This window comes from Peredibacter sp. HCB2-198 (genome assembly GCF_045999315.1).
GTDB lineage: Bacteria > Bdellovibrionota > Bacteriovoracia > Bacteriovoracales > Bacteriovoracaceae > Peredibacter.
Window position 1 is genome coordinate 2738927 of sequence record NZ_CP174607.1, and the last position, 25499, is coordinate 2764425.

At 44.0% G+C, this 25499-nt stretch carries 30 protein-coding genes; 10 read left to right on the top strand and 20 right to left on the bottom strand.

Annotated elements, in window-relative coordinates; all coding sequences use genetic code 11:
- Positions 1–482 precede the first annotated feature (482 nt).
- A complete protein-coding gene (locus ACJVC5_RS13875; protein WP_408096123.1) occupies positions 483–935 on the top strand; it encodes a hypothetical protein in 453 nt (150 codons plus the stop codon).
- Positions 936–1249: 314 nt separating this feature from the next.
- On the opposite strand, the gene ACJVC5_RS13880 is transcribed toward ACJVC5_RS13875, so the two are convergent.
- Positions 1250–1966, bottom strand: a complete 717-nt coding sequence (locus tag ACJVC5_RS13880) for a hypothetical protein (protein WP_408096124.1) — start codon at positions 1964–1966, stop codon at positions 1250–1252.
- A gap of 216 nt (positions 1967–2182) precedes the next feature.
- On the opposite strand from ACJVC5_RS13880, the gene ACJVC5_RS13885 reads away from it, so the two are divergent.
- Entirely contained in the window at positions 2183–2812 is a 630-nt protein-coding gene (locus tag ACJVC5_RS13885) for a transposase (protein ID WP_408096125.1), read from the top strand.
- Between the two features lie 9 nt (positions 2813–2821).
- Here the strand turns inward: ACJVC5_RS13885 and ACJVC5_RS13890 are convergent, their stop codons facing one another.
- The 6 genes from ACJVC5_RS13890 to proB form a co-directional block, all read right to left on the bottom strand.
- Positions 2822–3235, bottom strand: a complete 414-nt coding sequence (locus ACJVC5_RS13890) for a DUF523 domain-containing protein (protein ID WP_408096126.1) — start codon at positions 3233–3235, stop codon at positions 2822–2824.
- A complete protein-coding gene (locus tag ACJVC5_RS13895; protein ID WP_408096127.1) occupies positions 3232–3891 on the bottom strand; it encodes a M24 family metallopeptidase in 660 nt (219 codons plus the stop codon). Before ACJVC5_RS13895 ends, ACJVC5_RS13890 begins: the two co-directional genes overlap by 4 nt.
- Positions 3891–4301 (bottom strand): GatB/YqeY domain-containing protein, encoded by a 411-nt coding sequence (locus ACJVC5_RS13900; RefSeq protein ID WP_321400054.1) that lies wholly within the window; start codon positions 4299–4301, stop codon positions 3891–3893. Before ACJVC5_RS13900 ends, ACJVC5_RS13895 begins: the two co-directional genes overlap by 1 nt.
- Before the next feature lie 9 nt (positions 4302–4310).
- Positions 4311–4805, bottom strand: a complete 495-nt coding sequence (locus tag ACJVC5_RS13905; protein ID WP_408096128.1) for a DUF520 family protein — start codon at positions 4803–4805, stop codon at positions 4311–4313.
- A 9-nt stretch (positions 4806–4814) separates the two neighbouring features.
- A complete protein-coding gene (locus ACJVC5_RS13910) occupies positions 4815–6041 on the bottom strand; it encodes a glutamate-5-semialdehyde dehydrogenase (protein WP_408096129.1) in 1227 nt (408 codons plus the stop codon).
- 81 nt (positions 6042–6122) lie between these two features.
- Positions 6123–7226: a glutamate 5-kinase gene (proB, locus tag ACJVC5_RS13915; RefSeq protein ID WP_408096130.1), complete on the bottom strand. Its 1104-nt coding sequence runs from the start codon at positions 7224–7226 to the stop codon at positions 6123–6125.
- Between the two features lie 100 nt (positions 7227–7326).
- Here proB and ACJVC5_RS13920 point away from each other — a divergent pair, with 100 nt between their 5' ends.
- The 3 genes from ACJVC5_RS13920 to ACJVC5_RS13930 all read left to right on the top strand — a co-directional run bounded on the left by ACJVC5_RS13920 (position 7327) and on the right by ACJVC5_RS13930 (position 9070).
- On the top strand, positions 7327–7524 hold the full coding sequence (locus ACJVC5_RS13920; RefSeq protein WP_408096131.1) for a hypothetical protein: 198 nt from the start codon (positions 7327–7329) through the stop codon (positions 7522–7524).
- Between the two features lie 151 nt (positions 7525–7675).
- On the top strand, positions 7676–8179 hold the full coding sequence (locus ACJVC5_RS13925; RefSeq protein ID WP_408096132.1) for a hypothetical protein: 504 nt from the start codon (positions 7676–7678) through the stop codon (positions 8177–8179).
- A gap of 102 nt (positions 8180–8281) precedes the next feature.
- Positions 8282–9070, top strand: a complete 789-nt coding sequence (locus ACJVC5_RS13930; protein WP_408096133.1) for a hypothetical protein — start codon at positions 8282–8284, stop codon at positions 9068–9070.
- 29 nt (positions 9071–9099) lie between these two features.
- Here ACJVC5_RS13930 and ACJVC5_RS13935 read toward each other — a convergent pair whose 3' ends face one another.
- The 4 genes from ACJVC5_RS13935 to ACJVC5_RS13950 all read right to left on the bottom strand — a co-directional run bounded on the left by ACJVC5_RS13935 (position 9100) and on the right by ACJVC5_RS13950 (position 12164).
- Positions 9100–9756, bottom strand: coding sequence for a CoA transferase subunit B (locus ACJVC5_RS13935; protein ID WP_408096134.1), 657 nt, complete (start codon positions 9754–9756; stop codon positions 9100–9102).
- A 10-nt stretch (positions 9757–9766) separates the two neighbouring features.
- Positions 9767–10468 (bottom strand): CoA transferase subunit A, encoded by a 702-nt coding sequence (locus ACJVC5_RS13940; protein ID WP_408096135.1) that lies wholly within the window; start codon positions 10466–10468, stop codon positions 9767–9769.
- Between the two features lie 110 nt (positions 10469–10578).
- The gene (locus ACJVC5_RS13945) at positions 10579–11418 is read right to left on the bottom strand and encodes an endonuclease I family protein (protein ID WP_408096136.1); all 840 of its coding nucleotides are present in this window, start codon (positions 11416–11418) and stop codon (positions 10579–10581) included.
- A 173-nt stretch (positions 11419–11591) separates the two neighbouring features.
- A complete protein-coding gene (locus ACJVC5_RS13950; RefSeq protein ID WP_408096137.1) occupies positions 11592–12164 on the bottom strand; it encodes a YkgJ family cysteine cluster protein in 573 nt (190 codons plus the stop codon).
- A gap of 5 nt (positions 12165–12169) precedes the next feature.
- Between ACJVC5_RS13950 and ACJVC5_RS13955 the strand changes: the two genes are divergently transcribed.
- Complete coding sequence (locus ACJVC5_RS13955) at positions 12170–13078, top strand: SAM-dependent methyltransferase (RefSeq protein ID WP_408096138.1); 909 nt, start codon at positions 12170–12172, stop codon at positions 13076–13078.
- Here ACJVC5_RS13955 and ACJVC5_RS13960 read toward each other — a convergent pair.
- The gene (locus ACJVC5_RS13960; RefSeq protein WP_408096139.1) at positions 13059–14393 is read right to left on the bottom strand and encodes an FAD-linked oxidase C-terminal domain-containing protein; all 1335 of its coding nucleotides are present in this window, start codon (positions 14391–14393) and stop codon (positions 13059–13061) included. The genes ACJVC5_RS13955 and ACJVC5_RS13960 overlap by 20 nt on opposite strands.
- A gap of 49 nt (positions 14394–14442) precedes the next feature.
- Between ACJVC5_RS13960 and ACJVC5_RS13965 the strand changes: the two genes are divergently transcribed.
- Positions 14443–14808, top strand: a complete 366-nt coding sequence (locus ACJVC5_RS13965) for a CoA-binding protein (protein WP_408096140.1) — start codon at positions 14443–14445, stop codon at positions 14806–14808.
- On the opposite strand, the gene ACJVC5_RS13970 is transcribed toward ACJVC5_RS13965, so the two are convergent.
- Positions 14805–16352: a bifunctional metallophosphatase/5'-nucleotidase gene (locus ACJVC5_RS13970; RefSeq protein WP_408096141.1), complete on the bottom strand. Its 1548-nt coding sequence runs from the start codon at positions 16350–16352 to the stop codon at positions 14805–14807. The two genes, ACJVC5_RS13965 and ACJVC5_RS13970, sit on opposite strands and share 4 nt — an antisense overlap.
- Before the next feature lie 161 nt (positions 16353–16513).
- On the opposite strand from ACJVC5_RS13970, the gene ACJVC5_RS13975 reads away from it, so the two are divergent.
- The gene (locus ACJVC5_RS13975; protein WP_408096142.1) at positions 16514–18961 is read left to right on the top strand and encodes a U32 family peptidase; all 2448 of its coding nucleotides are present in this window, start codon (positions 16514–16516) and stop codon (positions 18959–18961) included.
- 20 nt (positions 18962–18981) lie between these two features.
- On the opposite strand, the gene ACJVC5_RS13980 is transcribed toward ACJVC5_RS13975, so the two are convergent.
- The 4 genes from ACJVC5_RS13980 to ACJVC5_RS13995 form a co-directional block, all read right to left on the bottom strand.
- The gene (locus tag ACJVC5_RS13980; protein WP_408096143.1) at positions 18982–20508 is read right to left on the bottom strand and encodes a SulP family inorganic anion transporter; all 1527 of its coding nucleotides are present in this window, start codon (positions 20506–20508) and stop codon (positions 18982–18984) included.
- 12 nt (positions 20509–20520) lie between these two features.
- The gene (locus ACJVC5_RS13985; RefSeq protein WP_408096144.1) at positions 20521–20655 is read right to left on the bottom strand and encodes a hypothetical protein; all 135 of its coding nucleotides are present in this window, start codon (positions 20653–20655) and stop codon (positions 20521–20523) included.
- A 42-nt stretch (positions 20656–20697) separates the two neighbouring features.
- The gene (locus tag ACJVC5_RS13990) at positions 20698–20994 is read right to left on the bottom strand and encodes a hypothetical protein (RefSeq protein ID WP_408096145.1); all 297 of its coding nucleotides are present in this window, start codon (positions 20992–20994) and stop codon (positions 20698–20700) included.
- Between the two features lie 61 nt (positions 20995–21055).
- A complete protein-coding gene (locus ACJVC5_RS13995) occupies positions 21056–21625 on the bottom strand; it encodes a pseudouridine synthase (protein ID WP_408096146.1) in 570 nt (189 codons plus the stop codon).
- A gap of 301 nt (positions 21626–21926) precedes the next feature.
- Here ACJVC5_RS13995 and ACJVC5_RS14000 point away from each other — a divergent pair, with 301 nt between their 5' ends.
- Entirely contained in the window at positions 21927–22277 is a 351-nt protein-coding gene (locus ACJVC5_RS14000; protein ID WP_408096147.1) for a translation initiation factor, read from the top strand.
- On the opposite strand, the gene ACJVC5_RS14005 is transcribed toward ACJVC5_RS14000, so the two are convergent.
- Positions 22252–22614: a hypothetical protein gene (locus ACJVC5_RS14005; protein ID WP_408096148.1), complete on the bottom strand. Its 363-nt coding sequence runs from the start codon at positions 22612–22614 to the stop codon at positions 22252–22254. The genes ACJVC5_RS14000 and ACJVC5_RS14005 overlap by 26 nt on opposite strands.
- Positions 22615–22700: 86 nt before the next feature.
- On the opposite strand from ACJVC5_RS14005, the gene ACJVC5_RS14010 reads away from it, so the two are divergent.
- A complete protein-coding gene (locus tag ACJVC5_RS14010) occupies positions 22701–23405 on the top strand; it encodes a tRNA-uridine aminocarboxypropyltransferase (protein ID WP_408096149.1) in 705 nt (234 codons plus the stop codon).
- Here the strand turns inward: ACJVC5_RS14010 and ACJVC5_RS14015 are convergent.
- Both ACJVC5_RS14015 and ACJVC5_RS14020 read right to left on the bottom strand, forming a co-directional pair.
- The gene (locus tag ACJVC5_RS14015; protein ID WP_408096150.1) at positions 23386–24726 is read right to left on the bottom strand and encodes a glycosyltransferase family 2 protein; all 1341 of its coding nucleotides are present in this window, start codon (positions 24724–24726) and stop codon (positions 23386–23388) included. The genes ACJVC5_RS14010 and ACJVC5_RS14015 overlap by 20 nt on opposite strands.
- Positions 24726–25484: a hypothetical protein gene (locus ACJVC5_RS14020; protein WP_408096151.1), complete on the bottom strand. Its 759-nt coding sequence runs from the start codon at positions 25482–25484 to the stop codon at positions 24726–24728. Before ACJVC5_RS14020 ends, ACJVC5_RS14015 begins: the two co-directional genes overlap by 1 nt.
- Positions 25485–25499 lie beyond the last annotated feature (15 nt).

The window sequence follows — 25499 nt, forward strand, 5'->3', positions numbered from 1 at the left end:
CCATGGCACCGCCAGTTTGGCCCTTCCAGTAGCTCTGTGGCCCCGACAAATAAAGTCGCACCAATCAAGTTGTGGAATCTCCGTAAAACTGAACTTGGCACGGTTCCTGCTCATAGGTATTCCGAGTAGAGAGTAGCCCGCCAGGAAGGTAGGTCGCTTGAAGTTCAAGATGAACGGAAAACAAATATAAGTCTCACGGAAAATGAGCGATGTGTGTCCATGGTTGGGGCCCCATCTGGTTCAAGGACGAACCACTTTTTATCAAGAGAAGGAGTCACTTATGGGCGAGGAGATGTTAGTACTAGGGATTGGTATTATCAGTCTTTCGACTGTGAGTTTCTCACTGATCTTCGCAAAGATGATGAACAAGAGGAAGTAAACCCCTAATTACTTTCTCTTCCCTTTAAGACCCCGGAAATCCGGGGTCTTTTTATTTTACATGGTCGGTTGCCTCAAAGCTTTACCCGCCATATAAACCGGCCATGAAAAAACTCTCACTTTTTCTACTCACAGTCTTATCCATCAACCTTTACGCCAAAGATCCTGAACCGGCGAAGCTTCGTTATTCTGAAGACTTTATTCTAGAGCAGGTCTTAAAGCTCAAGAACTGGGACCGTCGTCCCGAGGTTCCGGTGCCGGAGTATCACTTTGAGAGCCAGACTCCCTTAAAGTTTTTCCAGGACATGATTGAAGAGCAGTGGGGAATGCGTCCAGATCGCATTACCAACGCTTTTGCCGTGAAACACAACCTTGTCTTCATTAGCGACGATGCCGCTTATTATGAGCGTACAGGACGCTGTATGGACGATTCTGTGGCCCATGAGCTGACTCATTACCTTCAAGCTAAATATAAGGGCTGGGACCTGAACGATGATAGTCTCGAATGGGACGCCATTGATATTCAGACCCAGTTTCGCGAAAAGTTCTGTAAATAACACCACCAGTGCCAGTGTGACCTCTCACACTGGTGCCATCTTTCCCTCTCGGCACCACTTAAATACCTGATTGTTCATCAATGCAAAGTTGGCACGATTCCTGCTCTATAGATTTACAACAGAGACGCTAGGATGGTGACTCTAAAGGGAATTCACGGAATGAAGAAGTGCCAAACAAGGAGAATATCAAATGGAAATGATGGTTGTTTTAGGCGTGATGATGATGGCAGCAAGTTTACTTCTTCAGCGAGCGTCGTACAGAAAAGTGAAAGTAGTAGTAAAATAAGAGGGCCCCCCAAGGGGCCCTCGTTGCATTAGAGGATGGATTCAAAAACTTTATTCAAAATGGATTCGTGAGTTTCTTCTGAAAAATACCTCGTGTTCTCACTCCCACAAGGCATAGCAAACAATCTCGACTGCGCTGAAAAATTCTTCTTATTCACACAAGCATGTTTATCTAGTTCACAAGACGTATTCACCCAGTGGTGACAGCCATTAAGTTGGAAGTGCTTAAGCTTCTTAAAGGCACCCATTCCAATTTCAATCGTGGTTGATCCAACGAACGGGATTCCAAAGACCGCAGTTGAAGGAGCGTCGTAACCAAAAATAGGGGAGGCGATGGTATGAAGTTCAACATTTTCATCTTGTAATTCATCATGAGCAAATAGAGAAATGACTCCGCCAGCGGAGTAACCTATGAGAGTCACTTGAGGTGCCTCTTGTAGAATGACCTTAATGGCATTTACTAGAAGAGTTTGATTCTCATTGAGAGTCCTAAATTTGTCCCACTTATAAAAATAAACGTTCTTTTCTAGCTCAATAAGTTTAGCAATAGGTCTGATCCATTCTGGTTGAGTTGGTAAGGGATCAATGCCATGGACGAGGATTAAAGGAACACCATGCCCTTCTAAGATTCTCATCATCCCTATAGGGGCCTCATGGACCTTTTTAAGGATCGTTATGGCCTTCTCTTCACTCGCAAAGAGAGAGAAGCTCAAAAGCATGAGACTCAAGAGAAGAATAGTTTTCATGAGATGATTTTAGCTGGATCGTATTGAAACTGATGGGAGCAGGGAGAGTTTATAGTGGATGCCTAAGAAATAGACACCTAATCGGGTCTCCATCACATTTGTTGAAGTCCTTGAAAGTTCTTTTCTGAAACTCCCCCCCATTCTCACGCTCTTAAACCTCCTCAAGATCCCGGGAAATGTGTGACATATGCCCTTTTCCAAATGAGGAGAGGCAATATGACTCAGTTAAAACTCAACATCTATAAAGGCACTCGAGGCGGAAGGCGTCCGGGATCTGGCCGCAAAAGAATTCATTCTAGAGGAGTCGCTCATAGGACCCGGGAAAAAGTGAATGGGAAAACTCCTCTTCATATTAACTTCAGGGTGAAGACCTCCATAAGAAACAAGGAGTGTCTTAAGATTTTGAAAAAGGCGATTAAGAATGCCAGGTCTCAAGGGATTAGAATCCTTCATTTTTCACTCGAGTCCAATCATGTCCACCTCATCATCGAGGCCACTTCCAATCAGATTCTCACCAAGGGCATGAGATCCTTCACCATCACTTTTGCCAAAGGGATAAATAAGGGGAGAATTCAATTCGAAAGATACCATTTGCATGTACTGAAGACCCTGAGAGAAACTAGGAATGCCATTCATTATGTGCTTTTTAATCATCAAAAACACACCGGTTTGAAAACGGCATATGTCTCGACCTATTCAAGCTTAGGAGTGATCAAGAATTTAAAAGAGCTGGCAAAAGAAATGAGGATGACGGTGGTTTTACGAGGGATTCCAGACTTAAATTTCTTGGATGACCCTCGGAGCTGGTTGGCCAAAAAGAGTTTGAATCTCCAACTCATTTGTTAGAGATTCCACCTAATCAACGGCAATGACTTTTATGTTCTTTGCTTTCAGAAGCTTAGTGAAGACTCCGTCACCTTCGATTAGTTTGCCTGAGAAAGTTCCGTCGTAAATCTGGCCCGCCCCACACATCGGGGAACGTGACTTTAGATAAGCTTCTGTGGCGCCGGTGAGTTCTGCCATCTTAAGAGCTTGTTGGGCCCCTAGTTCGTATTCGGCCGTCACATCGGTGCCGGTCTTTGAGATGATTTTATTTCCGATTTGTTCCGCTGGAGTGCGGGGAGTGGGAAGTCCTCCCATTTGTTCCGGACAGACTGCAATCGCTTCGCCTTTTTCAACCATTACACGGATTTCTTCGCGCTCTTTTGAAGCGCAGTCGAAGCGACATTGGAATCCAGCAAGGCAGGCAGAAACGATTTTTTTAGTCATAGGCTAGCGTCAGTTAAAATGTCCTCATAAAACGCACCATACTTCTTCGTTGGGTGCCAGAGGTGAATTTCTAAAATCCAGGCATTGGGTACCACTTCTTCCTGAACCTCGCCAAGACCGCCTTTATAAAATACATGGTGAGGGAAATCCCCAATGCGGTGACCGTCTTGATCTGCATTCAGAATAAATCCGTGTGTTTCCGCGCTTCTTTTAGCGAATTCATAGAGAGGAGTGCCCCCTTGGCGGGTCTTTTTCCATTGTTCGGTCACATCAATGAACACTTTCTTTTGAGCATCACAGATGCGCTTATATTCATCATTAGAACCAATGAAAAAAGTTTCACCGTAATCCGCTTCATGGCCATCGACTACAGGACCAATATCAATGAAGAATATGTCGTCTTCTTTAAGCGTATAAGGTTCAGAAATGTCCTTGAAGTTACAGATGGTGTTTGGTCCCATTCTAAGCTTCGCTGGATGCCACTGTCTTTCCACCGGATACTTCTGACAAAGTTCCTTGTAGAGGCGATGTGCATCTTCCTCGGTCATACCAGGTTTCAAAAGCGAGGCAAGCTCATAAGCAATGTCTCGGGCCACATTGCGGGCCCGAAACAATTTTTCAACGTTAAATTTTTCGCCGAAAGACTGAAGGCCCATTAAACCGCGGCCTTCACAAGCTCAGAAGCGCGCTTACCATCGAAGCGACCTTTGATTTGAGGTTGAAGTTCTTTCATGATGGCGCCCATGTCTTTGGCACCTTTCGCTTTGATGTCGTTGATAAGAGCAACAACTTCGGCCTCAGACATGGCCTGTGGAAGATAAGCTTTAAGTACGTCCAACTCTTTTAAAATTTTATCATGGGCTTCTGTTCCCGCTTGATACATCTCAAGAGAGTCAGAAAGGCGTTTTGCGTGAGCAACGGTCACAGAAAGTTCATCAGTCGGCTTGGCCGCTGTATTGTTCTTAATGTACTCGGCCTTAAGCATACGAAGAGCATCCAGACGCTCTTGTTGTTTTGCTTTCATGGCCTCTTTAATGTCGTTATTTACTTGTTCCATTAGTGTCATAAATCACTCCTATCGTTTCATATTTTCCATGTGTAATTCTAAAGTCATATCTTTGTGCGTGCGAAGAAACTGGAAGAGGCCCTGAAGTTCATCAATTGATTTTGATTCAAGACGATACTTCTCATCCATATATTGGGACTTGCCTTTGAAACCAGATTCTTTGATCAGACGGTTCATCAGCTTCTGAGCGTCTTTATCAAAACCGCTGGTCAAAGAAAGAGTCATCTTCTTGTTCTTAGTTCCCCAAGGAAGAATTTCTGATTCTTTCATTCCGCGGAAACCAATTCCACGTTTTCCCATATTAGTGCGAAGGATATCCAACACCGCACGAACCTTCATTTCGTCTTCGGCACGGATCTCTATCACTTTTTCTTTCTCTTTGTATTCGGCAGCTGCTTCTGAGCCTTTAAAATCAAAGCGGCCCGCGATCACTTTTTCCGTATTCTTAAGAGCGTTGTTTAGCTCCATCTCATCAATTTTTGAAACTAAGTCAAATGATGCCATAAAATCCTCTTATCTAATTTGTCCGGTTCCTTTCACTAGGAACCTTGTTGTTGTCATTTCTTTTGCGCCCATGGGGCCATAGGCATGAAGCTTTGAAGTTGAAATACCCAGTTCAGCTCCAAGTCCAAGTTCTCCACCATCATTAAAACGAGTGGAAGCGTTTACCACCATGGCCGAAGCATCCAGAGTATTCAAAAACTCTTCAATGACTTTTGGGTCTTGGGCCAGGACCGCTTCTGTGTGATGAGACGTATGTTTTTGAATGTGAGCAATCGCCTCAGAGTAATCATTCACGATTTTGACTGAAATAATGTTCGCGAGATACTCAGTATCAAAGTCTTTATCTGTTGCGGCCTTTACTTTCAAATGGAGCTTTTGGGCCTTCTCGCAACCACGAACTTCAACCCCGGCATCAACCAAAGCAGCAATCACTTCTTTGTTCTGAGGGTAGTTAGCGTGAAGAAGGAGAGTCTCAGTGGCATTACAGGCCGAAGGGCGTTGTACTTTGGCATTCAATACAATTGGAATCACTCGAGACTGGTCCGCGTCTTCATTCACAAACGTGTGACAAAGACCTTTATCGTGGGCCACTACTGGCATGGTGGCATTGGCGCGAACGTGATTGATTAAACCACTGCCGCCTCTTGGAACCATGAGGTCAATATACTCATGAAGTTTTAAAAGTTCCGCCACGTCCTCGCGTGTTTCAATGAGAGACACTGAACCCTGAGGAAGAATGCGTTGGATGGCCTCATTCAAAATTTCAAACAGAACACGATTGGAAAAATGGGCCTCTTTTCCGCCCTTAAGAATAATGGCGTTGCCTGACTTAATGGCGAGAACCGCTCCATCTACCACAACATTCGGACGAGATTCAAAAATCATTCCGATTACACCCAGAGGGATTCTTTGTTTTTGGATCGTGAGACCATTTGGTCTCTTGTATTCTTCAACGATAGTGCCTACAACTTGAACTTGATCGGCAACGTCTCGGCACATTTTTGAAAGATCAGTGATGGCCTTCTCAGTTAGCACCATACGTGCAACCAGTGCTTCACCAAGATTGTTCTTCTTGGCCTCATCCAGATCTTTTTTATTTTCATTAAGAATGCGTTCAGTATTTTTTGTGAGTGCCACTGCGATTGCTTCCAGGGCCATGAGGCGTTGCTCTTCTGGCAGTGATTGAAGAGTTAAGGTGGCAGATTTCGCAATTTTCGCAATTTCAAGAACGCTCATAATGATCCTCGTGAAGGAAAGATTTTAGCTCTAAAAGAACTATCTGAATATGTTTCTGATAAGTGCTGCTCTAGGTCAGCGCTAGTGATCAGTCTTAATTAAGAGATTGTCTTTGTGGATAGCGACTTTAGAGGGGGCGTTTTCAATCAAAGTGCCAATTTCCCCCGATTTTTTTCCCTTAACCAGTTCCATTTCCTTAAAATCAAACTCTGAAATGCCGACGGCAATGGTCTTGTTCTTATGTTTGACTTGAATCACGTCACCGCGCTTAAACACTCCGTGAACTTTTTTGATCCCAATGGGAAGGAGGGAGGTAGTACTTTTTTGTAATGCGAGTGAACAACCTTCATCCACCACGATCCAGGCGTCGTTTTTTACCACGGTTGATAACCAAGTTTTGCGACGAGAAGTTTGTTTCTCCGGATTTCCTTTAAAGAGCGTTCCACCCTTGCGTTCCAGAAGACGAGTGAGGGGATTTTCAATCAAAAACGTTCCGATGATGACATCCACACCAATCGGAGTGAGTTTTCTCACCGCCTTGATTTTAGTGTCCATGCCACCACGGCCCACCGAAGTTTTGGCCGCAAACTTTACACCCGAGAAGTCGTCTTTAAAGTCCACTTCATCAAAGCGTTTGGCATCAGCTTCTTTTGGGTTCTTGTTGAATAGTCCATCGGCCTCAGTTAAGAGAATGAGTTTCTCTGCATCAGTGGCCTCGGTGATCATTACCGCCAGCTGATCGTTATCACCCACCGTGATTTCTTCATAAGAAACGGTGTCGTTTTCATTTACGATCGGAAGGATATCATTTTCGATCAAACGGTTGATGGTGTTACGAATATTTAAGAAACGTTTGCGCTCTTTGAAGTCTTCGTGAGTCACGAGAATTTGGGCGCAATGGGATTTGTGATGAGTGAGAGCGTCTACATAGGCCTTCATCAGAAGAGGCTGGCCGATGGCCGCGGCCGCTTGTTGAAAAGAGATCATCATCTTCTTTTCTTCGGGCCGCTTCACAAAACTTCTGCCGGAATTAATCGCACCAGAACTCACAAGAATCGGTGCGTAGCCTTTAGTCTTTAAATGTTGAAGCTCGTTAACAATTGCTTCAATTTTAGAATAAGAAACACCACCGGTTTCGTCTGTTACTGCGAGAGAACCAACTTTAATGACAACTCTTGTTTTCATGCTTAAATGTTAGAGCAAAACAGAAAAATAAGGTATGGAAAATTCCATTCATCTAAGAGTTCAGGTGATTTATAATTGAAGGTCAAACCAAGGAGTTTTTATGGAACCGACTCCACAACCAAATACCCCTCAAGAACCAGTTAAACAGCCACCAATTGAAGTTGATACTGGTGGGTTACATGGTAAACCCGATTTTGATTATTCACCTTCAACACCTCAGGAACCTATAACACCTGATCCAGGACCTGAGCGCCAGCAACCAACTGAGCCAGATGTTGAACCGGGTAGAGAGCATTAAATGACTCACAGTCGGCCGGTGTCACTTCGTACATTTTAGTTTCATAGTGACACCGGTTTTCTAATATCGTCTGAGATCTTTTCATTCTCCTCGACAGAAAAATTTGCCTGTTAGAAATTAGTTTTAAGATAACCGTGCAAAGGAGAATGGCATGCAGAATCTAAAAATAGTTCTAGTGGCGCTTTGTTTTCTTACTCTCACAGTGCTAAATGCACAGGCCCAAGTGAGACGCGGTCCTCGATATAATCCACCTCGCCCTTACCCTGACTACCGTCCAACTCCAGCTCCTTATCCAACTCCATATCCATCACCATATCCTGACTACAGGCCAGTGCCGGATGTTCGTGGGCGGGTTTCTTGTTCGGCCAGTGATACTGGTTGGGAAGAGCATTGGAGTGGCCACTCAAGCTGTGGTTCGTGTCTTCAAGAGCACGGCAGTTGCACAGAGAAGTGTTATGAAGAACGTGAGATTTGTGATGTTCAGGGAACTGATTACTCTGGCAGAACGATGACATTCTCGGCCCGTGGGCCGGATCGTTGGTCGGCCGAATCAGAGGCCCGTCGTCAGTGTGAATGGAGTCGTGACATGAGATCGTGTGTTGTGACCTCTTGTCGCTCTGATAACTTGCTTATTTCTTCTAGGTCTTGCCGCTAAAAGCAATAAAGCACTTATTGTGAATATTTTATTAAAATTTTAAGAAATTACTAAAAAATACCGAAAGTATCCTTCAAGACATTGCTCTTGGAGGATACTTTTGTGTGGAAGTGTTTTTTAGTTTTAAGTCTTCTGGTCTTTGCTTCTTGTGAAGGGAACATAAGGACCAATGCAAATACTGGAAATGAAGAACCTCCTGTAAATCCCCCAGGTGTTGGTTACCAATTAGATGCCACACTAGCGGAAATTCAGGCGCTTGATCCGAGTGCAGTTGTTGCACTTACCATGAGTAATAATAATCAGACAGCAAGCTTAACTTGGATTGGTGCAGGCCAAGGTGGGGCCGCTGCTCCCGCAAATTTTATGACAACTCCTCAAACGCTGGACCTTTCGTCAGGGAAAAAGGCCTTTGAGTGTGAATATTCTATGCCCGCTGGTTTGGTTTCAGGTTATTCAGTCCCTAATGGAACGATAAGATCTGGTACGCATAGTTGTTTGATCTATACGCCACCCTTTACTCCTGTCTTTATGGCCGAGATTAGATGGGGGAATGATGGCACATATGATGTAAAAATTTATAATGGAAGTTTCATAGAAATTTATGATGAAGAAAATGTTTCTTATCAGAATCTTCCATCAAAAATAGGTTTTGAATTTAATGCTACAACACAGACTGTGAGTATTTACATTAACAACGTCAAAAAAGTGCTTAGTGATGATAGCTATACACCTCAGGAAGTTGGGATTATGTTGGCCTTGAGTGAATCAGCAGATCAAGCGCATATCCAAAATGCTGGGAAAGTATCAACTCTACGACTGATAACAACTGCTGGGGATATGACGACGAATTTTAGTTCAGGTACAACGGATCCTTTCGGAGATCCTTTATAAAAGGCGGGCACTGGTCCCGCCTTGGTATTTTAGAAAGTCATTTCAGGAACATTGGCCGGAATCACTAACTCAGCCTCAGTTAGCTTTTTAATTTCTTCAACCGTTACACCCGGAGCTCTCTCAAGAAGATGGAATTTTCCGTCTTCAAGTCGAAGAACCGCGAGATCCGTCACAACCAGTTTCACACAGTTCACACCCGTAAGTGGGAGTGAGCATTTTTTGAGAATTTTTGATTCACCAGTTTTAGAAGCGTGAGACATGGCAACGATGATGTTTTCTGCACCGGCCACGAGATCCATCGCTCCGCCCATACCTTTAACTAATTTTCCTGGAATCATCCAAGAAGCAAGAGCACCGGTAGAGTCCACTTCGAAAGCACCAAGGACAGTCAAGTCAACGTGACCACCACGAATCATGGCGAATGAATCGGCCGATGAAAAGAAAGCGGCACCTTTAATCACTGTCACTGTTTGCTTACCAGCATTGATGAGATCTGGATCAATCGTTTCTTCAGTCGGGAATTCACCCATACCAAGAATGCCGTTCTCAGATTGGAACATCACTTCCATACCTTTCGGAATGTAGTTGGCCACCAGAGTAGGGATACCGATACCAAGGTTTACATAATAACCATCACGAAGTTCTTTCGCGATTCTTTGAGCGATTTGTTCTCTTGAAAGTGCCATATGCTACGTCCTATTTTTTAATTGTTCTTTGCTCGATTCTTTTCTCAAACTTGCCCACGATCAGACGATCAACATAGATGCCTGGAACGTGAATAAAATTTGGATCAAGCTCGCCTGGTTCAACAATCTCTTCCACTTCGGCCACTGTGATTTTTCCAGCAGTCGCAATCATGGGATTGAAGTTCGCGGCAGTTTTTCTAAAAATAAGGTTCCCGTATTTATCGGCCTTCCAAGCTTTTACCAGAGCGAAATCTGCTTTCGGGAAAGCAGGTTCAAGGATATATGGGCGACCGTTAAACATTTTAACGTCTTTTCCTTCCGCAACTTGTGTCCCGTAGCCAGTGGCCGTGAAGAATCCTGGAATCCCTGCACCTGCGGCACGGATTTTTTCAGCAAGTGTTCCTTGCGGAGTAAGTTCAAGTTCAAGCTCGCCACTTAGCACTTGTTTTTCAAACAGGGCGTTTTCACCCACATAGGAAGAGTACATTTTCTTAACTTGTTTTTTCTCAAGAAGGATCCCAAGGCCAAAGCCATCAACGCCGGCGTTATTTGAAGCGATGGTCAGACCTTTAACACCTAGGTCGTGAACTTTTTGAATGAGGTTTTCTGGAATCCCGCAAAGGCCAAAACCACCCACCATGAGAAACATATTGTCTTTGAGACCTGAGAGGGCCTCATCGTAAGTCTTAACGACTTTATTGAATCCAGACATTGGAACTCCTTTAGAGAATAGAGGCTCAAAGGGTACCGCTAAGGGGTGAATTTGTGAAGGAATTAGAGGGAGAGTGCAATGCGGCACCGTTGCCAGTGCCGCAGAGATATTTAGAAATCTAGAACTTTATCAACTAGTTCAGGGTGATCAACGAAAGGGTTACGCACTTTTTGGTATTTTGCGATCATTTCGTGACGACGAGTCTCAGCTGGGTCAACTGGATCTTGTTTGTGCCACTGACGAAGAACTCTTTCTTCAGAGCTGCTGATCCCCAGGTTGTAGTGAAGTGCGAAGTAGAAAAGAGCGCGAGCTACGTTTCCACGGTGTACTGGAGGTGGAGTGTAAGCGCCGTCTTGGCCATCTACGATACCGAAAGCGCTGAAGCGACAGCCTTCGCCGCCCATTTCATTTTTACCAGCTTCAACGATACCGAATGGTGAGTTACCACGAACTGAGTTTGCTTGAGAATCAGACAGGTACAAATGGTGCATATCTGATTTTTGCATATCACGAGGGAAGTTTCCGTTGAAACGGCTTTGAGGCCATGTGTGCTCGATATTTACTTGAGCATGCATTTGAGAAACTTCGTTTAGGTTTGTGAAGTAGAATTTCTTTCCACAGTAAACGTCTCTTACGAAAGTGCCGTTAGCATCACGAAGGATATCAAGTTCACCGAACATGATTTTGCGGGCCTTATCGTAGCCAACAGAGATGTGACGGTAACAACGTCCACGGCATTCAGATGTGATCACATCATATTTACCAGGAGTCGAGTGGTGGTTTTCGTTGAAGATCTTCAAGAAAACAGAGCGGTCGAAAGTTTTAGTCGAGGCCACACGGTAGAATTCTTCACCGTAGTAGGCCCAATGGCCGTTTGGAAGACGTTGGTTTTCCTGAGCGAAAACCGTTGTGGCCAGCATGGCCAAGAGAATGAGAGCTAAACCTTTCATGCAAATCCTTGGTTTGGTTTTATGAATTTTTTTGAAAAGCCTAGGATAGTTGATCTTAATTGTCACATAATTTTTACTAATACTTCATCTTAACGTTATCTAGACATAGAAGAATTAAATATCAGAATTAAAAATAAATAACTCAGTCGTGACACGGAATGTAAAAAGTTTGATTAGAGGGTCTGATACTGGGCGTAAAAAGAGACCTTTTCGAGCGCTCTAAGAATCGCGGTATTGATCGGAAGCTTTTTTTGAATAAGTTCTGGGTCAAGAGTAGCAAGTTTTGAGGTCCAGAGAGGAAGCAGAGGAGTGTTGGGATCTTGTTCCGCGTTCTTTTCGCGGCTTAGTTGTGGTTGAGTTTCTTTGATATATTTGCAAATAGAGAGAGTGATTTTTTGGTGTTTATCAAGGGTGCCTGCCACCCCAAACATCCGGCAGATAGATGGGCGTTCCTGGTAAGAGCTGCAGTACCCTTGACCAGTTTCACCCGTTGAAACCAGTAAGAGACAGTGCTCCTGAGTTGAATTCTCTAATTTTTGAAACCATTCTTCAGTCTTGCCTTCATCATGAATTTTGAGGGCCAGGGGAAGCATCTCGAGGACTGTGGCCTCAACGTCCGGATTTAGGCAGCAACGTCCACAGCCATTTAAACAACTGAGTCCCGTACTCGTTTGGTAACTAGAGAAAGTCTCTGACATTTCTTCATAAACTTTTTGCAGATTAAAAACGAATTCTCTGATATTCATTATCAATGGCCTATTTCTATTTTGTACTGACTAATACCGATGCTGAACCACTTCTCAAAGAAGAGATTTCTCTTCGTTATCCGGAATTGAGACTGAGCTATTCTAGACCTGGATTTTTAACTTTTAAAGGGGAGAAATCTTTAGATTTTAAACCGGTCTTTGCCCGTTTAAGCGGTGAATGCCAGGGTAAGTTTAAGCAAAGCGAATTGAATTTCCCGAAATGTTGGGTCTGGAAAAGGGAAGAGTCCCTGAATATTCCGGATGAATTGAAACGCATCTCGGATGAGACCATTTATAAGATTGGCGAGAAAGTCACTTTAGTGATGATGATTGGCCCAGATGAATTCTGGGTCGGGAACTATGAGTTAAAGAGAACTCATTTTCAGACTCCAGGTGAAGTCAGCTCCATTGAAGAGCGGGAAGTTCCTTCTCGTGCCTACTATAAACTGGCCGAGGCCTTTGAGGCCTTTGACCTTCCGTTTGATCACCAGGAGCGAGTACTTGAATTAGGTTCTGCCCCGGGTGGTGCAAGCTTGTTTCTGCTTGAGCAAGACATGATTGTACTGGGAGTGGATCCGGCCGACATGGATAAGCGAGTGACAAAAAACATTAACTTTAAGCATATCCGCCGTCCTTTTGAGACCATTGTGGCAGATAACTTTAAAGAAGATGTAGATTGGATCATCAGCGACATTAATCTTCCGCCAACAGTGGTGCTAAAGGAAGTTTATCGCATGCTCACGTTTTTGAATCCTCGTGGATTGGTGCTTACGCTTAAAATGAATCAGTCAAAACATCTGGAAGTGGTGGCGAGTGTAAGAGAAGAGTTCCGTAGACGAGGCTTCAAGACGGTGGAGCTGAAATATCTTCCATCCCACCGTCAGGAAATAGCACTTATAGTCCTTCGTTCATAAACCCTTGCGGGAAGAACTGATTGTAAGGATCATGTTCTTTTTTTAGATCATGGAAAAGGTCGAGCTGATTTTTTCCATGGAAGCGCTTGATGTATTTTTGTTTCAAGAGACCAATTCCGTGCTCAGCAAATGGTGAGCCCTTCCAAGTCAGAACTTCATCATAAAGTTTTTGAATTTCCTCTAAGCACTTTGCTGATTCGTCTTTGGTCGGCATGTAGTTGAAGTGCAGATGAGCGTCTCCAAAGTGACCAAAGAGGCAATAGCGCACGCCAATCTTCGCGGCCTTGCGGTAGAACATTAGAAGATCTTCAAATTTATCCGGCGAAACCTGAACATCCGTTCCGATTTTTACCACTCCCATTTGTGAGTTCACTTCAAAGATAGCACGAGGAACACCGGCACGAACGTGGTGGAACTTGTTCTCAGCAATTTCAAAAACATTGTCGGCCGAAGTAAGAGTCAGGTTACAAAGAACATTGGCATAGATGTCTTCAAAGGCACTGCTTTTTACTTCTAAGAAGATGACATCTTGGTTGTTACCAAGTTTTTCATCTGGTTTTAGATAGTTCATGCAATTGGCGTCCAAGAGCTCGCAAGAGATAATGGCATCTCGGTGAGGTTGAACGGCATGGAAGATCTCCATATGGGCCTTAAAATCTTCTTCCCAGCGAGGAAGGAGAGTGAACACATAGGTCACAGCTTCATTATCTGTTGTTTCAATTTCAACTTCAGTCACGATTCCAAGTTGTCCCTCAGTACCGATCATCAGATCAATCGCCTTTTCAAAGCGAGGGTAAGGAGCATTCTTAAAGTTTTGATAGTGTTTAAAATCGTTCTGATAGGCCGCGAGTGCCGGAGAAGCTGATTTAAACTCTTCATTACGTTTAAGTTCTTTTTCTTCACCGTTAAAGTCCAAGTACTTTAAGCGCACCACTTGTGAGCGCATATTTCCGAAAGCAAAACATCTCTCACCTGTACAAGAGGTCGCAATTCCCGCCGTAATGAGGGCCAGTTGTTCGGTTGGTGAGGTTTTAAGATTTCTACCTTTTGAACGTAAAAACTTCTTGGCCTCTTCCCAAGATACAGCTCCCCGAAGAACCAGATTTCCGTTCTCTTTCAGTTCCATATGGGCCGGAATTTTTGAAAGATCACATAGGAAGTATTCACCATCATTCTTCCAAGGAAGAAGTGCCTCAAGCTTATCGTAAGGGATAACAGTTGAGGTTTTTGATGAGAAATAGAAGCTCGGTTGATGCGCCTTGAGGTGACGAACAAGATCTTCTTGAGAGTAAAATGTTTTAGTAATAAACGCCATATAGACTCACTTTTTAGAGTTATTTTAGCGTTTTTTTTAAGGAGAGGCCATGGAAGTTGTTGCAGTTATTGGGGCGTCCTCTGACACCACCAGATATTCATATAAAGCTATGGAAATGCTGGAAGAATATGGACATAAACCGTTACCGGTTCACCCTCGCGAAGAGGTGGTTCGAGGCCACAAAGTCACTCATAATCTTGGGGAGCTTGCCGGTCAAAAAATCGACACTGTCACGGTCTATGTGAATCCGGCGATTTCTGACAAATACGAGAAAGATCTGATTGCGGTAAAACCAAAACGCGTGATCTTTAATCCAGGTGCCGAGAATCCACGACTAGAGGCCTCTTTGAAAATGAGCGGCATTGAAGTGGAGAACGCCTGTACCCTGGTTCTTTTAAGAACAGATCAGTTTTAGTCCTTCAGACATCTGATCGGAGAGTTCTTTTGGATGTATTCTTCCAAAAGTGGCCAGTAGTTTTTGGTCTCGAGATAATCCAATTGATGGAGGATCACGCGGCCAAAAATATTGAGTAGCTTCTCCATGCCGTAAGGAACTTCGCTTGGAAGAGCGATAGAGTAGTAGCGAAGGTTTCTGATTTGTTCCCCATTGATCATGGCCGATTCAGCGGTGTGAACAGTCGGATCATAAGGCACTTCATGTCCGGCCTTATCCTGGGCCTTAATCCCATCAATCATCACTTGCAGGGCGACTTCCGATCTCGCAAGCGCATTGAGAATTTGTTTTAAAACAAAACCGGAGATTCTCGCACGGGCCACGTTCCAACCCTGATCTCCCCAACGTCTGAAGTGTGGGAAGTTATCAACGATGTCGCCGTAGGTGATAGGCCCAGCAGGAATTTGTTCCCCTTGGAACACATCAAACTGAAGACCTAATTCTGTTTTGGCCGCCTCTCTTGTCAGGCGGGCAATGTGGCGAGACCAACAAGTTCTCGTTTGAGAATCCTGGCCGTTAAAATTACCGCTTAAAGTGATATCTGAGAAACCAATGACCTCGTCCCAGTTGCGACCGAAGTATTGTTCGCGATTCATATAGGCCGTGCCGACAAATTCTTTCATGATTTCGTCTTGAGGCATGTCTTTAAAGATATTAATCATCTTGTAGTCGAGAATTTCGGCCTCTCCTTTCCCTTTGATGTCTAGAATCATTGAGCCCACATAACCAGAGTGAGCACCCGCTTGAAGAATCGGAATCAAACGTCCATTTAAGTTTTTCGTCAGTTCAGGTTTTCCCAGGCGAATATGAGAGTGACCACCTACAACGAGATCAAGAGTGCGGGTGTTTTCCACAAGTTTAATATCATGCTCTAGACCAATGTGAGTGAGACCAATTAAAAAATCCACACCGTCTTTAACCGCTTTGTTCGCTTGCTTCACACCTGTTTTATGAGGATTTGCGATCCATCCCAGAGGACGGATAGGATACATATAGTGAATCTCATTCGTGGTGAGACCAAAAATACGGACCTTTAAACCATCGAGATTGTAATCGACATAATCTGGCATGAGATTCGAGAGACCCATCCAGCGTTTGCCTTTTAGATTTGCTGAGAGAATTTTTGCTTTAAGTTTGGCGTCTCTGATTTGATTGCGAAGTTCTTTTCCACCCAGAATAAAATCGTGGTTCCCAAGAACAGTGATATCAACTCCCAACATATCAAGTGCACGGAGTGAATCCACTCCTTGATTTGAAAAATAAAAGCTAGAGCCTTCCCCGAAGTCTCCCCCATCTAAATAAAGAGAGGGAATTCCTTTTGCTTTGGCATCAGCGCGAAGTTCATCAATGACTTTCTTCAATTGAGCATAGCCCCCGATGCCACCACGTGTTCCCTGAAAATAAGAATGCAGATCATTGGTATGAATAATCTGAAGAGGTTTTGCGAAGAGTGAATTTGAGAATCCCAGGGCAAGAAAAAGGGCCGCAGTTTGAAGAACTTTCATGAAGGTCCCGTGAATTGAAGTTTAAGTGGTACTCTTGATTAAAACGCCGATCGAAAAAAGAGGAAATGCTGTAAATATTTCCTAAACAAAATGAGAGTGAATCTTAAGACTTAGAGAAGAGATGGCCAAGTTGATTTCCTTTAAGCTAAAACTCCTAACTTATGAATTCTGAACTTTTACTCCCAGTCGGTAATATGGCCATGTGTTTGGCTGCCGTGCATCACGGTGCTGACGCCATCTATGTTGGCGTGCCTTTTTTCAACGCTCGAGGCAGAAGCGCTGACCTCACGATGGATGAGTTGAAGGAGATGATCGATCTCTGTCACCTTTATGGCGTGAGAGTGAATCTGGCCTTTAACGTGGTGATCTTTCAGGATGAATATCCAAAAGTGATCGAGATTTTAAAGCAGATTCTTCCTATGGGACCTGATGCTTTTATCGTACAGGATCTGGGACTTGCGAAACTCATTCGTGCCATGGCACCAAATCAGCGCATTCACGCTTCAACTCAGATGACGGTCACCAATCCAGATGCGATTAAACTCGTGGATGATTTAAAAATTGATCGCTTTGTTTTGGGACGCGAGAATTCCATCAACGAAATTAAACTTATTCGCGAGAAGACTGACAAAGAACTGGAAGTGTTTGTTCACGGCGCTCTTTGCGTGGCCTACTCGGGCCAGTGTTTTACTTCTGAGTCTTTGGGAGGCCGAAGTGCTAACCGTGGCCAGTGCGCACAAAGCTGTCGCTTGGAATATGAACTTTTTGTGGATGAAGTTAAAAAGGACCTTGGTCCTAAAAAATACCTCGTTTCTCCTAAGGACTTAATGGGCATTGAAGAAGTGCCTACGCTAAAAGAACTGGGAGTAAATTCTTTCAAAGTAGAAGGGCGACTTAAAACTCCGGAGTACGTGGCGGCGGCCGCGAAGAACTACCGTGAAGTTTTAGATGGTGCTCCGGTTAATCTTGAAAAGAGAACGGAAGAACTCTCGACGACCTACTCAAGAGGTTTCTTCTCAGGCTGGCTTCATGGTGTGAATCACCAGAAACTAGTGGATGGCACGTATAGTGCTCACCGAGGGCTTGAGATCGGAACGATCAAAGAAATTAAAAAGAAAGCCGTGATGATTGAATCAACTCGCGACTTAAAAGCAGGCATGGGTTTGTTGTTCGCGGGCCACAAAGAAGATCAGGGCTCAAAGATTTTCACCGCTCTAAGAATTGGGAAAAGCTTTGAAGTGGAACTTCTGCAGAAAGATCTAAAGCTAGAAAAGGGAATGAAGGTTTATCTGAATTCCAATGAGGCCCAAGCAAAAGATCTTCAGAGGGGATGGAGCTCTCGCGAGCACATGAAAAAAATTCCACTGAAGTTTTTAGTTCAGGGACTATATAACGAACCACTTCTGGTGAAAGTCACTGATCCGGAAGGTCGTGAAGCTTACGCTCAGACTATTTCCCATCTTGCTCCGGCCTCGGCCCGTCCTATGACAGAACAGTTCTTAAAGGATGAGCTCTCTGCTCTTGGTACAACGGTCTATGAAATGGGTTCTTTTGAATGCTTTATTCAAGAGGGTCTTTTCTTAAATCACCGCGAGCTAAAAGATCTTCGTCGTGAGCTGGTTGAAAAGATGAATCAGGCCCGGACAACAAGAAAGGCCCAAGTTGAAAGTTTCGAATTAAGGCCGATGGTCAAGAACCAGTCTCTAGCGGGTCTTAACATTCTTCTTCGTTCTAAAAAACAGGTGGAAGGTTTCGCAGAGAACTTTGCTCTCTTTCAGGGGTACAAGGACATCATTAAGAGTGTGATCCTGGATTTTGAATTCGGGAAAGACTACGCCCCATCAGTTGAGATCATTAAGTCTCTGGGTGTGAAGGCGGGAATCGCCACCACCAGAATTTTAAAGCCGGCCGAGTACTACAATTTAAATACCATTATTCGCTGTAACCCGGATCTGATTCTCGTGAGAAACCTGGGCGCCATTGAATACCTTCGTGAGAAAGCGCAGATTCCTCTTATTGGCGATTTCTCCCTTAATGTGACAAATTCCCTGTCACTGGATTATTTAACGTCTAAGGGGCTTGAAAGCGTTAACGTTTCCTACGATCTTAATCAAGATCAGTTGCTGGATATGCTCGAGTTTTCTGATCCATCAAAAATGGAAGTCACACTTCACCAGTACATGCCTGAGTTTCACATGGAGCATTGTGTGTTTGCGGCCTTCATGTCGAATGGTTCATCATTCCGTGATTGCGGTAAGCCTTGCGAAAAACACGAAGTGAAACTGAAAGATCCTTACGGCAATATGCACTTCTTAAAGGCCGATCAGGAGTGCCGCAATACCTTCTTTAAAGCGACTCCGCAGTCAGCTGGGTTCTTGGTGAAAGAGCTTAAAGAGCGTGGTGTAGGTTCGTTCCGTCTTGAAGCTTTAAATGAAACGCCGGAAGAAATTAATCTCAAGATCGTGACTTACCTAAAGCTCATCAAGGGCGAAATCACCGCGGACTACGCTTTAAATTCTCTAAAAGTAGTGGAGAGTTACGGATTGGGTCTGGGACAGATGAATAAGTCAGATACTTATAAAGATCGTAAAAAGGGTGCCACCACGTAGAGTGGCACCATTCAAAAAACCTAGGCCGCGGCCAATTTCTTTTTTACTGCAGACAACTGATCAACACCTAGAGCGTAGTGTTCAGGAGATATAATCACCTGGAATGGAATTCCTACGTTCTGGAAGTATTCTTTCAGGTCATTGATTTGATCCATCACACTGTGGTCAACATAGGGTGAGTGAGTCAGATCAAGTTTAAATTCTTTCTTATCAGCTGTGAGACGAAGAATTTCATCTTTAACACCCAGGAAATTACTGAAAGTAAGAGCGCTGTCTACTTTCATAAGATTTCCGCCGGTAATTTGTTTTTCAACTGTATAAGAAGCTTTAAGGCTGTGACGAAGTTTTAGACCGAGATAGATCTCAACCGCGAATTGGGCAAGTGCCCCGAGGAAGATCCCCATGAGAAGATCCACTGAAAGAGTCACAAGAAGTGTCACGAGAAAACCTGTGAGATTATCTTTACCAATTTTCAGAGCGTGATGGAAGTGTTTAGGACTTCCTAGACGGTAACCAATCATCACGAGAATGGCAGCAAGGGCCGCAATAGGGATGTATGAAAGCACTGAAGGAAGTGCAAGGACTGCTACCAGGATAAGAGCTCCGTGGAAGAAGTTTGATTTCCAGGTTTTGGCACCGAAAGAAACGTTGGCCGAAGAACGAACGATCTCAGCAATCATTGGTAGACCACCGAGCGAGGCACTTAGAATATTACAGATACCTTTTGAAATAAGATCACGGTCTAGATCTGATTTTCTTTTCTGAGGATCAATTTTATCAACCGCCGCTGCGGAAAGAGTTGTTTCAAGAGTTCCAACGAGAGCAAGTGTGATCGCCGATTTCCAGAAATCAAAAGTGCTGAAAGAAGTAAACTCAGGAAAGATCACCCAGCTTTTTACGTCGGCCGGAATGCTAAGAAGCTTAGAGGAATCCATACCTAGGAATGAGGCCAGACCAGCACCTACGATAACAGCGAGAAGAGGGCCAGGAACTTTTTTAGCAGGGGCCCAAGTAAGTTGGTTCCACATGATCAGAAGTGCGAGTGAGGCCGCACCAATGATAAAGACACTTTTATCAAAACTTGTGAAGGCCATCGGAATTTCAGCAATCAACATAAGTGGATTTTTGTTCACAGGAACGTGGCCCACCATTAAGTGAAACTGTTTGGCGATAATGATAAGACCAATTGAGGCCATCATTCCGTGAATCACTGATACTGGGAAAGCGAGACCTTTACGGGCAAGTTTCATAAGACCGAAAGCAATTTGAAGAGCTCCGGCCACAATGGCAGCACCAAGCATGCCTTTGAAACCCAGCTTATTAACGGCCTCAAGAACGATAACGATCAGACCGGCCGCTGGACCGTTAATCGTTACATGCGAACCACCCATCCATGAACCTAAAAGTCCACCGATGATGGCCGCAATAAGACCGGCAGATGCAGGTGCTCCTGAGGCGAGGGCAATACCAATGGAAAGTGGTAGGGCCACAAGCGCGACAGAGAACCCTGCCATAAAATCGAATTTAAAATCACTCGTGTTTTTCATAAATATGACCTCTTAGTGAATCGCCGGAGCGCTCACTTCTTTAATTAAAATTTCAGATGTTTGTTTTTTAGTTTCGGTGTTTTTCATCACACTGAAGCTGCTGCCAATGATAAAAATGGCAACAAGAATTGCGCGCTCCCATTTCATACGGGTCTCCATTAGGTCTTAAAGTTGTTCGGGAATTCTGATTTAAGCTGCGCTAACAGGAGGAGGTAGACAGATGTGATGAGAATTTAAAAGAGTCGAAAGAAGATGAAATTCAGAAGACGGATAAGTAACTTCAGTTGAGACCACCACAGGTTTTTGGTCTTCAACCAGTTCAACTAATTTTGCCAAAGAGTATTTGAATTCAATCAGAGGTTGAATTTCTACTTCTATACTGATGTCATTTGTCTCAGATGTACGAGCATACGCATTGTGCATAGACAGTTGTCCCATGAGGAACAACAGCGTAATGAAAATGCCTAATGTTCGAGTGTATTTCATGAAGACATTTTCGGTTGAATTGTAAGGATATACGAGAAGAAAATCCTAAATTATCTTTCATCTATTTAAAGGATTTTTCATCTAGATTAACGTCTGTTAATTCCCTGTAAGAACCAACAGATAGATCCCCTAATTGGAGATGTCCTATTCCCTTTCGTATAAGTCTAAGAGTAGGGTGACCAATGGCCGCGGTCATTTTTCGTACTTGTCGATTTTTGCCCTCAACGATTTTTATCTCTAGCCAAATATCTGTGACACTTTTTCTAAATCTCACTGGAGGATCCCGAGGGGGAACCTCTGGTTGAGGATCAAGAATTTTGACCTCACATGGTTTGGTTACATAGTCTTCAATTTTTAGTCCCTTTCGCATTTTTGCCAGAGACTCTTCTGAAGGGACCCTTTCGACCAGCACCCAATAGGTCTTTTGTTTTTCATTCTTAGGATTCAGAAGTCGCTCAATGAGTGGACCATCATCAGTCAGAAGAAGAAGTCCTTCCGAATCTTTATCCAGGCGTCCGGCCGCATAGACTCCTTTAGGGAGATCGAACTCCGCGAGCGAACGGGCCCCATCTTCGGGGGTGAATTGTGAAAGAACTCCATAGGGCTTATGAAACAAAATATAACGAGGCATGTGGCCATCTTAGCATAATCAGGTGAACTGCCCCATGGAAAAGTCAGGGTCTGTAATAAAGTAAACTCTTACACTTACATTTTCTAACTTAAGAAAAAAGCCTGGCTTTCTTAAGGTTAGGTAGGATACAACTCTCTTCAAGGAAGGGAGGATGAGCATGGAAAAACTGCTACTCTTATTAGGTCTCGGATTTTTTTCGATTACGGCTACTATCCTTTCGAGTGCTGCGTTCAACTAAGAGGCATGAGGCCGCTCTCACGAAGTTCTTGACTCATGGATGAGTCAACTTTTAAATTGTGCCATGTCTGATTACGAACTTGTCTACAGTGATGATCCTAACTTTAAAAAACGTTGCCCCAAATGTGGGAAGTATCCTTGCGCTTGTCCTAAAGCAAGCGACATGGTTCCTTCTCAGCACACGTTAAAAATTCGTCTCGAGAAAAATGGTCGCGGTGGAAAGACCGTAACGGTGGTTTTTGAATTACCGAATAATGAAGCTTACTTCAATGATGTTCAGAAGAAACTAAAGGGCCTTTGCGGAACTGGTGGTTCTTATAAGAACAACATGATTGAGATTCAAGGGGACCATCGAGAGAAGATCAAGGCCCACCTTGAAAAGCTTGGCTTTAAAGTGAAACTTGCTGGCGGTTAATACAAGTCGCCTGATATTCACCGTGATTCACTGAAACTGCATATTCCTTTGTACTACGAAGACCTTTGAGTGGAAATTCGAAGGTCATTTTCTTATTATCGTGGGAGAAGAGTGTGACGTATCGGCAACTCTCATATTCAACCACATCCACTTCATGAGCGTATAAGACATTTCCATCAAATTGAATGTAGGCATGAGAACTCATGGGTCTGAATAAAAAATTGAATTCGTATTTTTGAAAACCGGGCCTTTTGATCTGGCAGTCCACTTGGACAGGTATGGCCCCATGAGCTTTGGCAAAGAGAGCTAATAAAATCATCGCAAGAATCATTTTCATACTCGTCTCCTGAAAGTGGGAGCACACTAGCGAAAAGTTCAATAACGGTCTTGGCGCGGCGCGGGTGTTGAAGTATAAATCCCCCCATGAATCTTTGCCTCAAATGCCGACGTCGAAACCTTACCTGCGTGTGCGCGCTTTTAAAGCCGTTTAAAACGACTTCTCGGTTTATCATCCTCATGCATCCCATGGAGTTCAAAAAAGAGAAGGTGGGCACGGGACGCTTCTCTCATTTGATTTTAGAGAACTCTAAGGTCGTGGTGGATGTGGGGTTTGATGAGAATGCGGAGTTTCAGGCCGTTTTGAACGATCCTGAGTATGAGAGCTTCGTGTTATATCCGGGAGTAGAACCGATTGATCTTGGTACTGACACTCTCGCTCAGAAAGTCACCAAGAAGGCCCAGTTCATCGTGATTGATGGAACCTGGCCATGCGCCAAGAAAATGATGAAGCTCACCACCAGTTTGCATCACGTTCCTCGCGTGAGTTTTAAAAGTGATCGCGTTTCAGAATTTAAGGTGAAGCATCAGCCGATGCCAGGATGTCTCTCGACGGTTGAGTCCATTCATCAGGTGCTTTTGGATCTGAATCGGATGGGAATGGAAAATACTAATCAGGCCCATGATAATCTCATGGATGTTTTTCGTCATACGGTGAATCAACAGATTGATTTAGCGAAGGATCCGAATAGACAGGGATATAGAAAGAAACCTTTCTCACTTCCTGAAAACCGCAAGATTTCCAAGAAGTGGGAAGGCCGTTTGCTGTTCTTTAAAGAGTCTGGTGAATAATTTCTTCTCTTGGCTTATCACCCCAAGACTTGTTCTTCTTTAAGCTCTTGAAGAGTGCCTTTAGTCTCCACCAAGAAGTCAGTTGCTTATAACCTAAATGAAGGAAAAGTGTTTCATAGGTACTTTGGAAGCATGACCAGTACTTGTTTCTCGAGACGTACTTGTTGTCGAAATAAACGCCGAACAAAGTAATAATAAGGTTAAAGAAAAGACCAATCCCTAAATAGAGAAACACAGTCTGAGCATCTACCCAACCTTGGTAAAGAGCGTACGGAATAAGCACAAGTCCCAGGGCCTCAACCACTGGCGAGAGAACTTCCACAAACCAGAAATAAGGAATCGCAAACAGTCCCAGAGGTCCGTGACTTGGATTAAAGAACAGTGCGATGTTTTCCATCAGTGTTTGAACCAGACCCATTTGCCAGCGCATACGCTGAATGCTTAGGTGCTTAATGGTTCTTGGCACCTGAGTGTAACAAGTTGTAACGGGGAGAATTTTAAAATGATGGTTCTCACCAGGATAAGCGCGACGAAGACGAACGATCAGATCAAAATCTTCCGTGATGGAGCGGTGATTGAAACCACCGATTTTTCTCACGGCCTCTTTCTTAAGCATACAGAAGGCACCAGAGATCAGAAGGGTAGAGCCCAGGAAACTCCAGCCAAGTCGCTCACACACGAAAGCGCGAAGGTATTCAATTCGCTGAAACGTTGTAAGCCATTCTTTTGAACGATTCTGGAGAGGAGAGTTGTTTTTTAGAACTTGCGAGTTAAGGGCTTGAATCACTCCACCTACGGCCACAAGTTTTGAGTCCGTCGCGAATGAACGAAGACAGGCCTCAACGCCTCGGGCAGTTGGGATAGTGTCTGCGTCCATGGTGCAAATTAAATCATAAGTCGCATGGGCCACACCGTAGTTTAGGGCCTGGGCCTTGCCCATATGAGGGGCCTCAAGCACAATCAATTCAGGTTGAGTGATGGATTTAAAAATCCGATCTTGCACCTTTTGAAGCTGAAACATGGTTTGAAGGAGCTTCATGGTCTGATCATGAGAGCCATCATTGATCACGATGATCTCTTTCTTCGATTGAGGAAGAGAGAGATAGGTTTGAATGGTTTCAACAATCAGTGATTCTTCATTGAAGGCCGGGATAATAAAACTCACCGGCGGAAGATCCTTGATCGTCTCATCCTTCACGCGAGTGCGATAACGCTTGATCTTCATCCATGATAGGAGCATCAGCACCGCATACACGACATTGATGCACAAAAAGTAAACAGCAGAGGCCTTAAGTAAGAGAAGGCAAATTTCCTGTACCATTAAATCACCCATACTAGGTTAAGTGTTGTCGTCATAAACTGATTTTTTAGTTCTTCGTAGTCAGTGTGGTCAAAAATAAGTTCGGCCCGGGTTGCAGGCGTGAAGTTGTATCCGGCCCCTCCACCGAAGGTCGTGGTGTCCACTAGGATGCTGGATTTACCAATGATTCCTTGTGAGGCCTCTTTCCCGCGAAAGCCAAAAGCAAAAAGCGAGTAGTTACTTTCCTGGTAGTAAACTGCACGAAGTCCTACGCTATAAACACCTTTGGTTTCATTCGGTGATTTAAAAGTCGCGTTTCCGAGTAACACTTGAGGAATTAAGATGATGCTTTGAATTTTTTCAATCTCTAGACCCAGCTGATAAGTATCAACATTGGTAACTGAATAAGCAGCATGACGATAGATGAAATAGGGAGAGAGACCTGGAGCGAGTGCATAGTAGGCCGCGAGGTATCCATCTTTTTCTGCAAGAATATCGTTACCCATTCCTTGAAGATAACGGGCCTCGACAGTTAAAGCATCTGTCGGGCGGTATTGAACAGAACCACCGGCGCGTTTTTCGTAAAGGTCGAAACGCTCGAGATAAGTTCCTTGCAGACCTACTTTCCATTTGCGGTTCAGTTCCACTCGGCCAATCAAGTCCTCCTGAATCCCTCGGCCACCAGCTTTTCCTAAATCCACATACTGGGAAACGAGTTGAACTTCATGAGCAGATGCTAAAATGGGAAGACAAAGAAGCCAGAGAGCGAGTCGAAGCACACAAATCCTTTGAAC

What these genes read in the sequence shown, in the direction of transcription:
- ACJVC5_RS13960 (WP_408096139.1), bottom strand. Translation starts at nt 14,393, where the DNA reads ATGGCGTTTATTACTAAAACATTTTACTCTCAAGAAGATCTTGTTCGT.
- ACJVC5_RS14010 (WP_408096149.1), top strand. Translation starts at nt 22,701, where the DNA reads ATGAATCTTTGCCTCAAATGCCGACGTCGAAACCTTACCTGCGTGTGC.
- ACJVC5_RS13905 (WP_408096128.1), bottom strand. Translation starts at nt 4,805, where the DNA reads ATGGCATCATTTGACTTAGTTTCAAAAATTGATGAGATGGAGCTAAAC.
- ACJVC5_RS13975 (WP_408096142.1), top strand. Translation starts at nt 16,514, where the DNA reads ATGAATTCTGAACTTTTACTCCCAGTCGGTAATATGGCCATGTGTTTG.
- ACJVC5_RS13935 (WP_408096134.1), bottom strand. Translation starts at nt 9,756, where the DNA reads ATGGCACTTTCAAGAGAACAAATCGCTCAAAGAATCGCGAAAGAACTT.
- ACJVC5_RS13990 (WP_408096145.1), bottom strand. Translation starts at nt 20,994, where the DNA reads ATGAAATACACTCGAACATTAGGCATTTTCATTACGCTGTTGTTCCTC.
- proB (WP_408096130.1), bottom strand. Translation starts at nt 7,226, where the DNA reads ATGAAAACAAGAGTTGTCATTAAAGTTGGTTCTCTCGCAGTAACAGAC.
- ACJVC5_RS14015 (WP_408096150.1), bottom strand. Translation starts at nt 24,726, where the DNA reads ATGGTACAGGAAATTTGCCTTCTCTTACTTAAGGCCTCTGCTGTTTAC.
- ACJVC5_RS13890 (WP_408096126.1), bottom strand. Translation starts at nt 3,235, where the DNA reads ATGACTAAAAAAATCGTTTCTGCCTGCCTTGCTGGATTCCAATGTCGC.
- ACJVC5_RS13980 (WP_408096143.1), bottom strand. Translation starts at nt 20,508, where the DNA reads ATGAAAAACACGAGTGATTTTAAATTCGATTTTATGGCAGGGTTCTCT.
- ACJVC5_RS13885 (WP_408096125.1), top strand. Translation starts at nt 2,183, where the DNA reads ATGACTCAGTTAAAACTCAACATCTATAAAGGCACTCGAGGCGGAAGG.
- ACJVC5_RS13970 (WP_408096141.1), bottom strand. Translation starts at nt 16,352, where the DNA reads ATGAAAGTTCTTCAAACTGCGGCCCTTTTTCTTGCCCTGGGATTCTCA.
- ACJVC5_RS13940 (WP_408096135.1), bottom strand. Translation starts at nt 10,468, where the DNA reads ATGTCTGGATTCAATAAAGTCGTTAAGACTTACGATGAGGCCCTCTCA.
- ACJVC5_RS14005 (WP_408096148.1), bottom strand. Translation starts at nt 22,614, where the DNA reads ATGAAAATGATTCTTGCGATGATTTTATTAGCTCTCTTTGCCAAAGCT.
- ACJVC5_RS13965 (WP_408096140.1), top strand. Translation starts at nt 14,443, where the DNA reads ATGGAAGTTGTTGCAGTTATTGGGGCGTCCTCTGACACCACCAGATAT.
- ACJVC5_RS13995 (WP_408096146.1), bottom strand. Translation starts at nt 21,625, where the DNA reads ATGCCTCGTTATATTTTGTTTCATAAGCCCTATGGAGTTCTTTCACAA.
- ACJVC5_RS13920 (WP_408096131.1), top strand. Translation starts at nt 7,327, where the DNA reads ATGGAACCGACTCCACAACCAAATACCCCTCAAGAACCAGTTAAACAG.
- ACJVC5_RS14000 (WP_408096147.1), top strand. Translation starts at nt 21,927, where the DNA reads ATGTCTGATTACGAACTTGTCTACAGTGATGATCCTAACTTTAAAAAA.
- ACJVC5_RS13925 (WP_408096132.1), top strand. Translation starts at nt 7,676, where the DNA reads ATGCAGAATCTAAAAATAGTTCTAGTGGCGCTTTGTTTTCTTACTCTC.
- ACJVC5_RS13895 (WP_408096127.1), bottom strand. Translation starts at nt 3,891, where the DNA reads ATGGGCCTTCAGTCTTTCGGCGAAAAATTTAACGTTGAAAAATTGTTT.
- ACJVC5_RS13955 (WP_408096138.1), top strand. Translation starts at nt 12,170, where the DNA reads ATGGCCTATTTCTATTTTGTACTGACTAATACCGATGCTGAACCACTT.
- ACJVC5_RS13910 (WP_408096129.1), bottom strand. Translation starts at nt 6,041, where the DNA reads ATGAGCGTTCTTGAAATTGCGAAAATTGCGAAATCTGCCACCTTAACT.
- ACJVC5_RS13880 (WP_408096124.1), bottom strand. Translation starts at nt 1,966, where the DNA reads ATGAAAACTATTCTTCTCTTGAGTCTCATGCTTTTGAGCTTCTCTCTC.
- ACJVC5_RS13900 (WP_321400054.1), bottom strand. Translation starts at nt 4,301, where the DNA reads ATGACACTAATGGAACAAGTAAATAACGACATTAAAGAGGCCATGAAA.
- ACJVC5_RS13985 (WP_408096144.1), bottom strand. Translation starts at nt 20,655, where the DNA reads ATGAAATGGGAGCGCGCAATTCTTGTTGCCATTTTTATCATTGGCAGC.
- ACJVC5_RS13950 (WP_408096137.1), bottom strand. Translation starts at nt 12,164, where the DNA reads ATGAATATCAGAGAATTCGTTTTTAATCTGCAAAAAGTTTATGAAGAA.
- ACJVC5_RS13945 (WP_408096136.1), bottom strand. Translation starts at nt 11,418, where the DNA reads ATGAAAGGTTTAGCTCTCATTCTCTTGGCCATGCTGGCCACAACGGTT.
- ACJVC5_RS13875 (WP_408096123.1), top strand. Translation starts at nt 483, where the DNA reads ATGAAAAAACTCTCACTTTTTCTACTCACAGTCTTATCCATCAACCTT.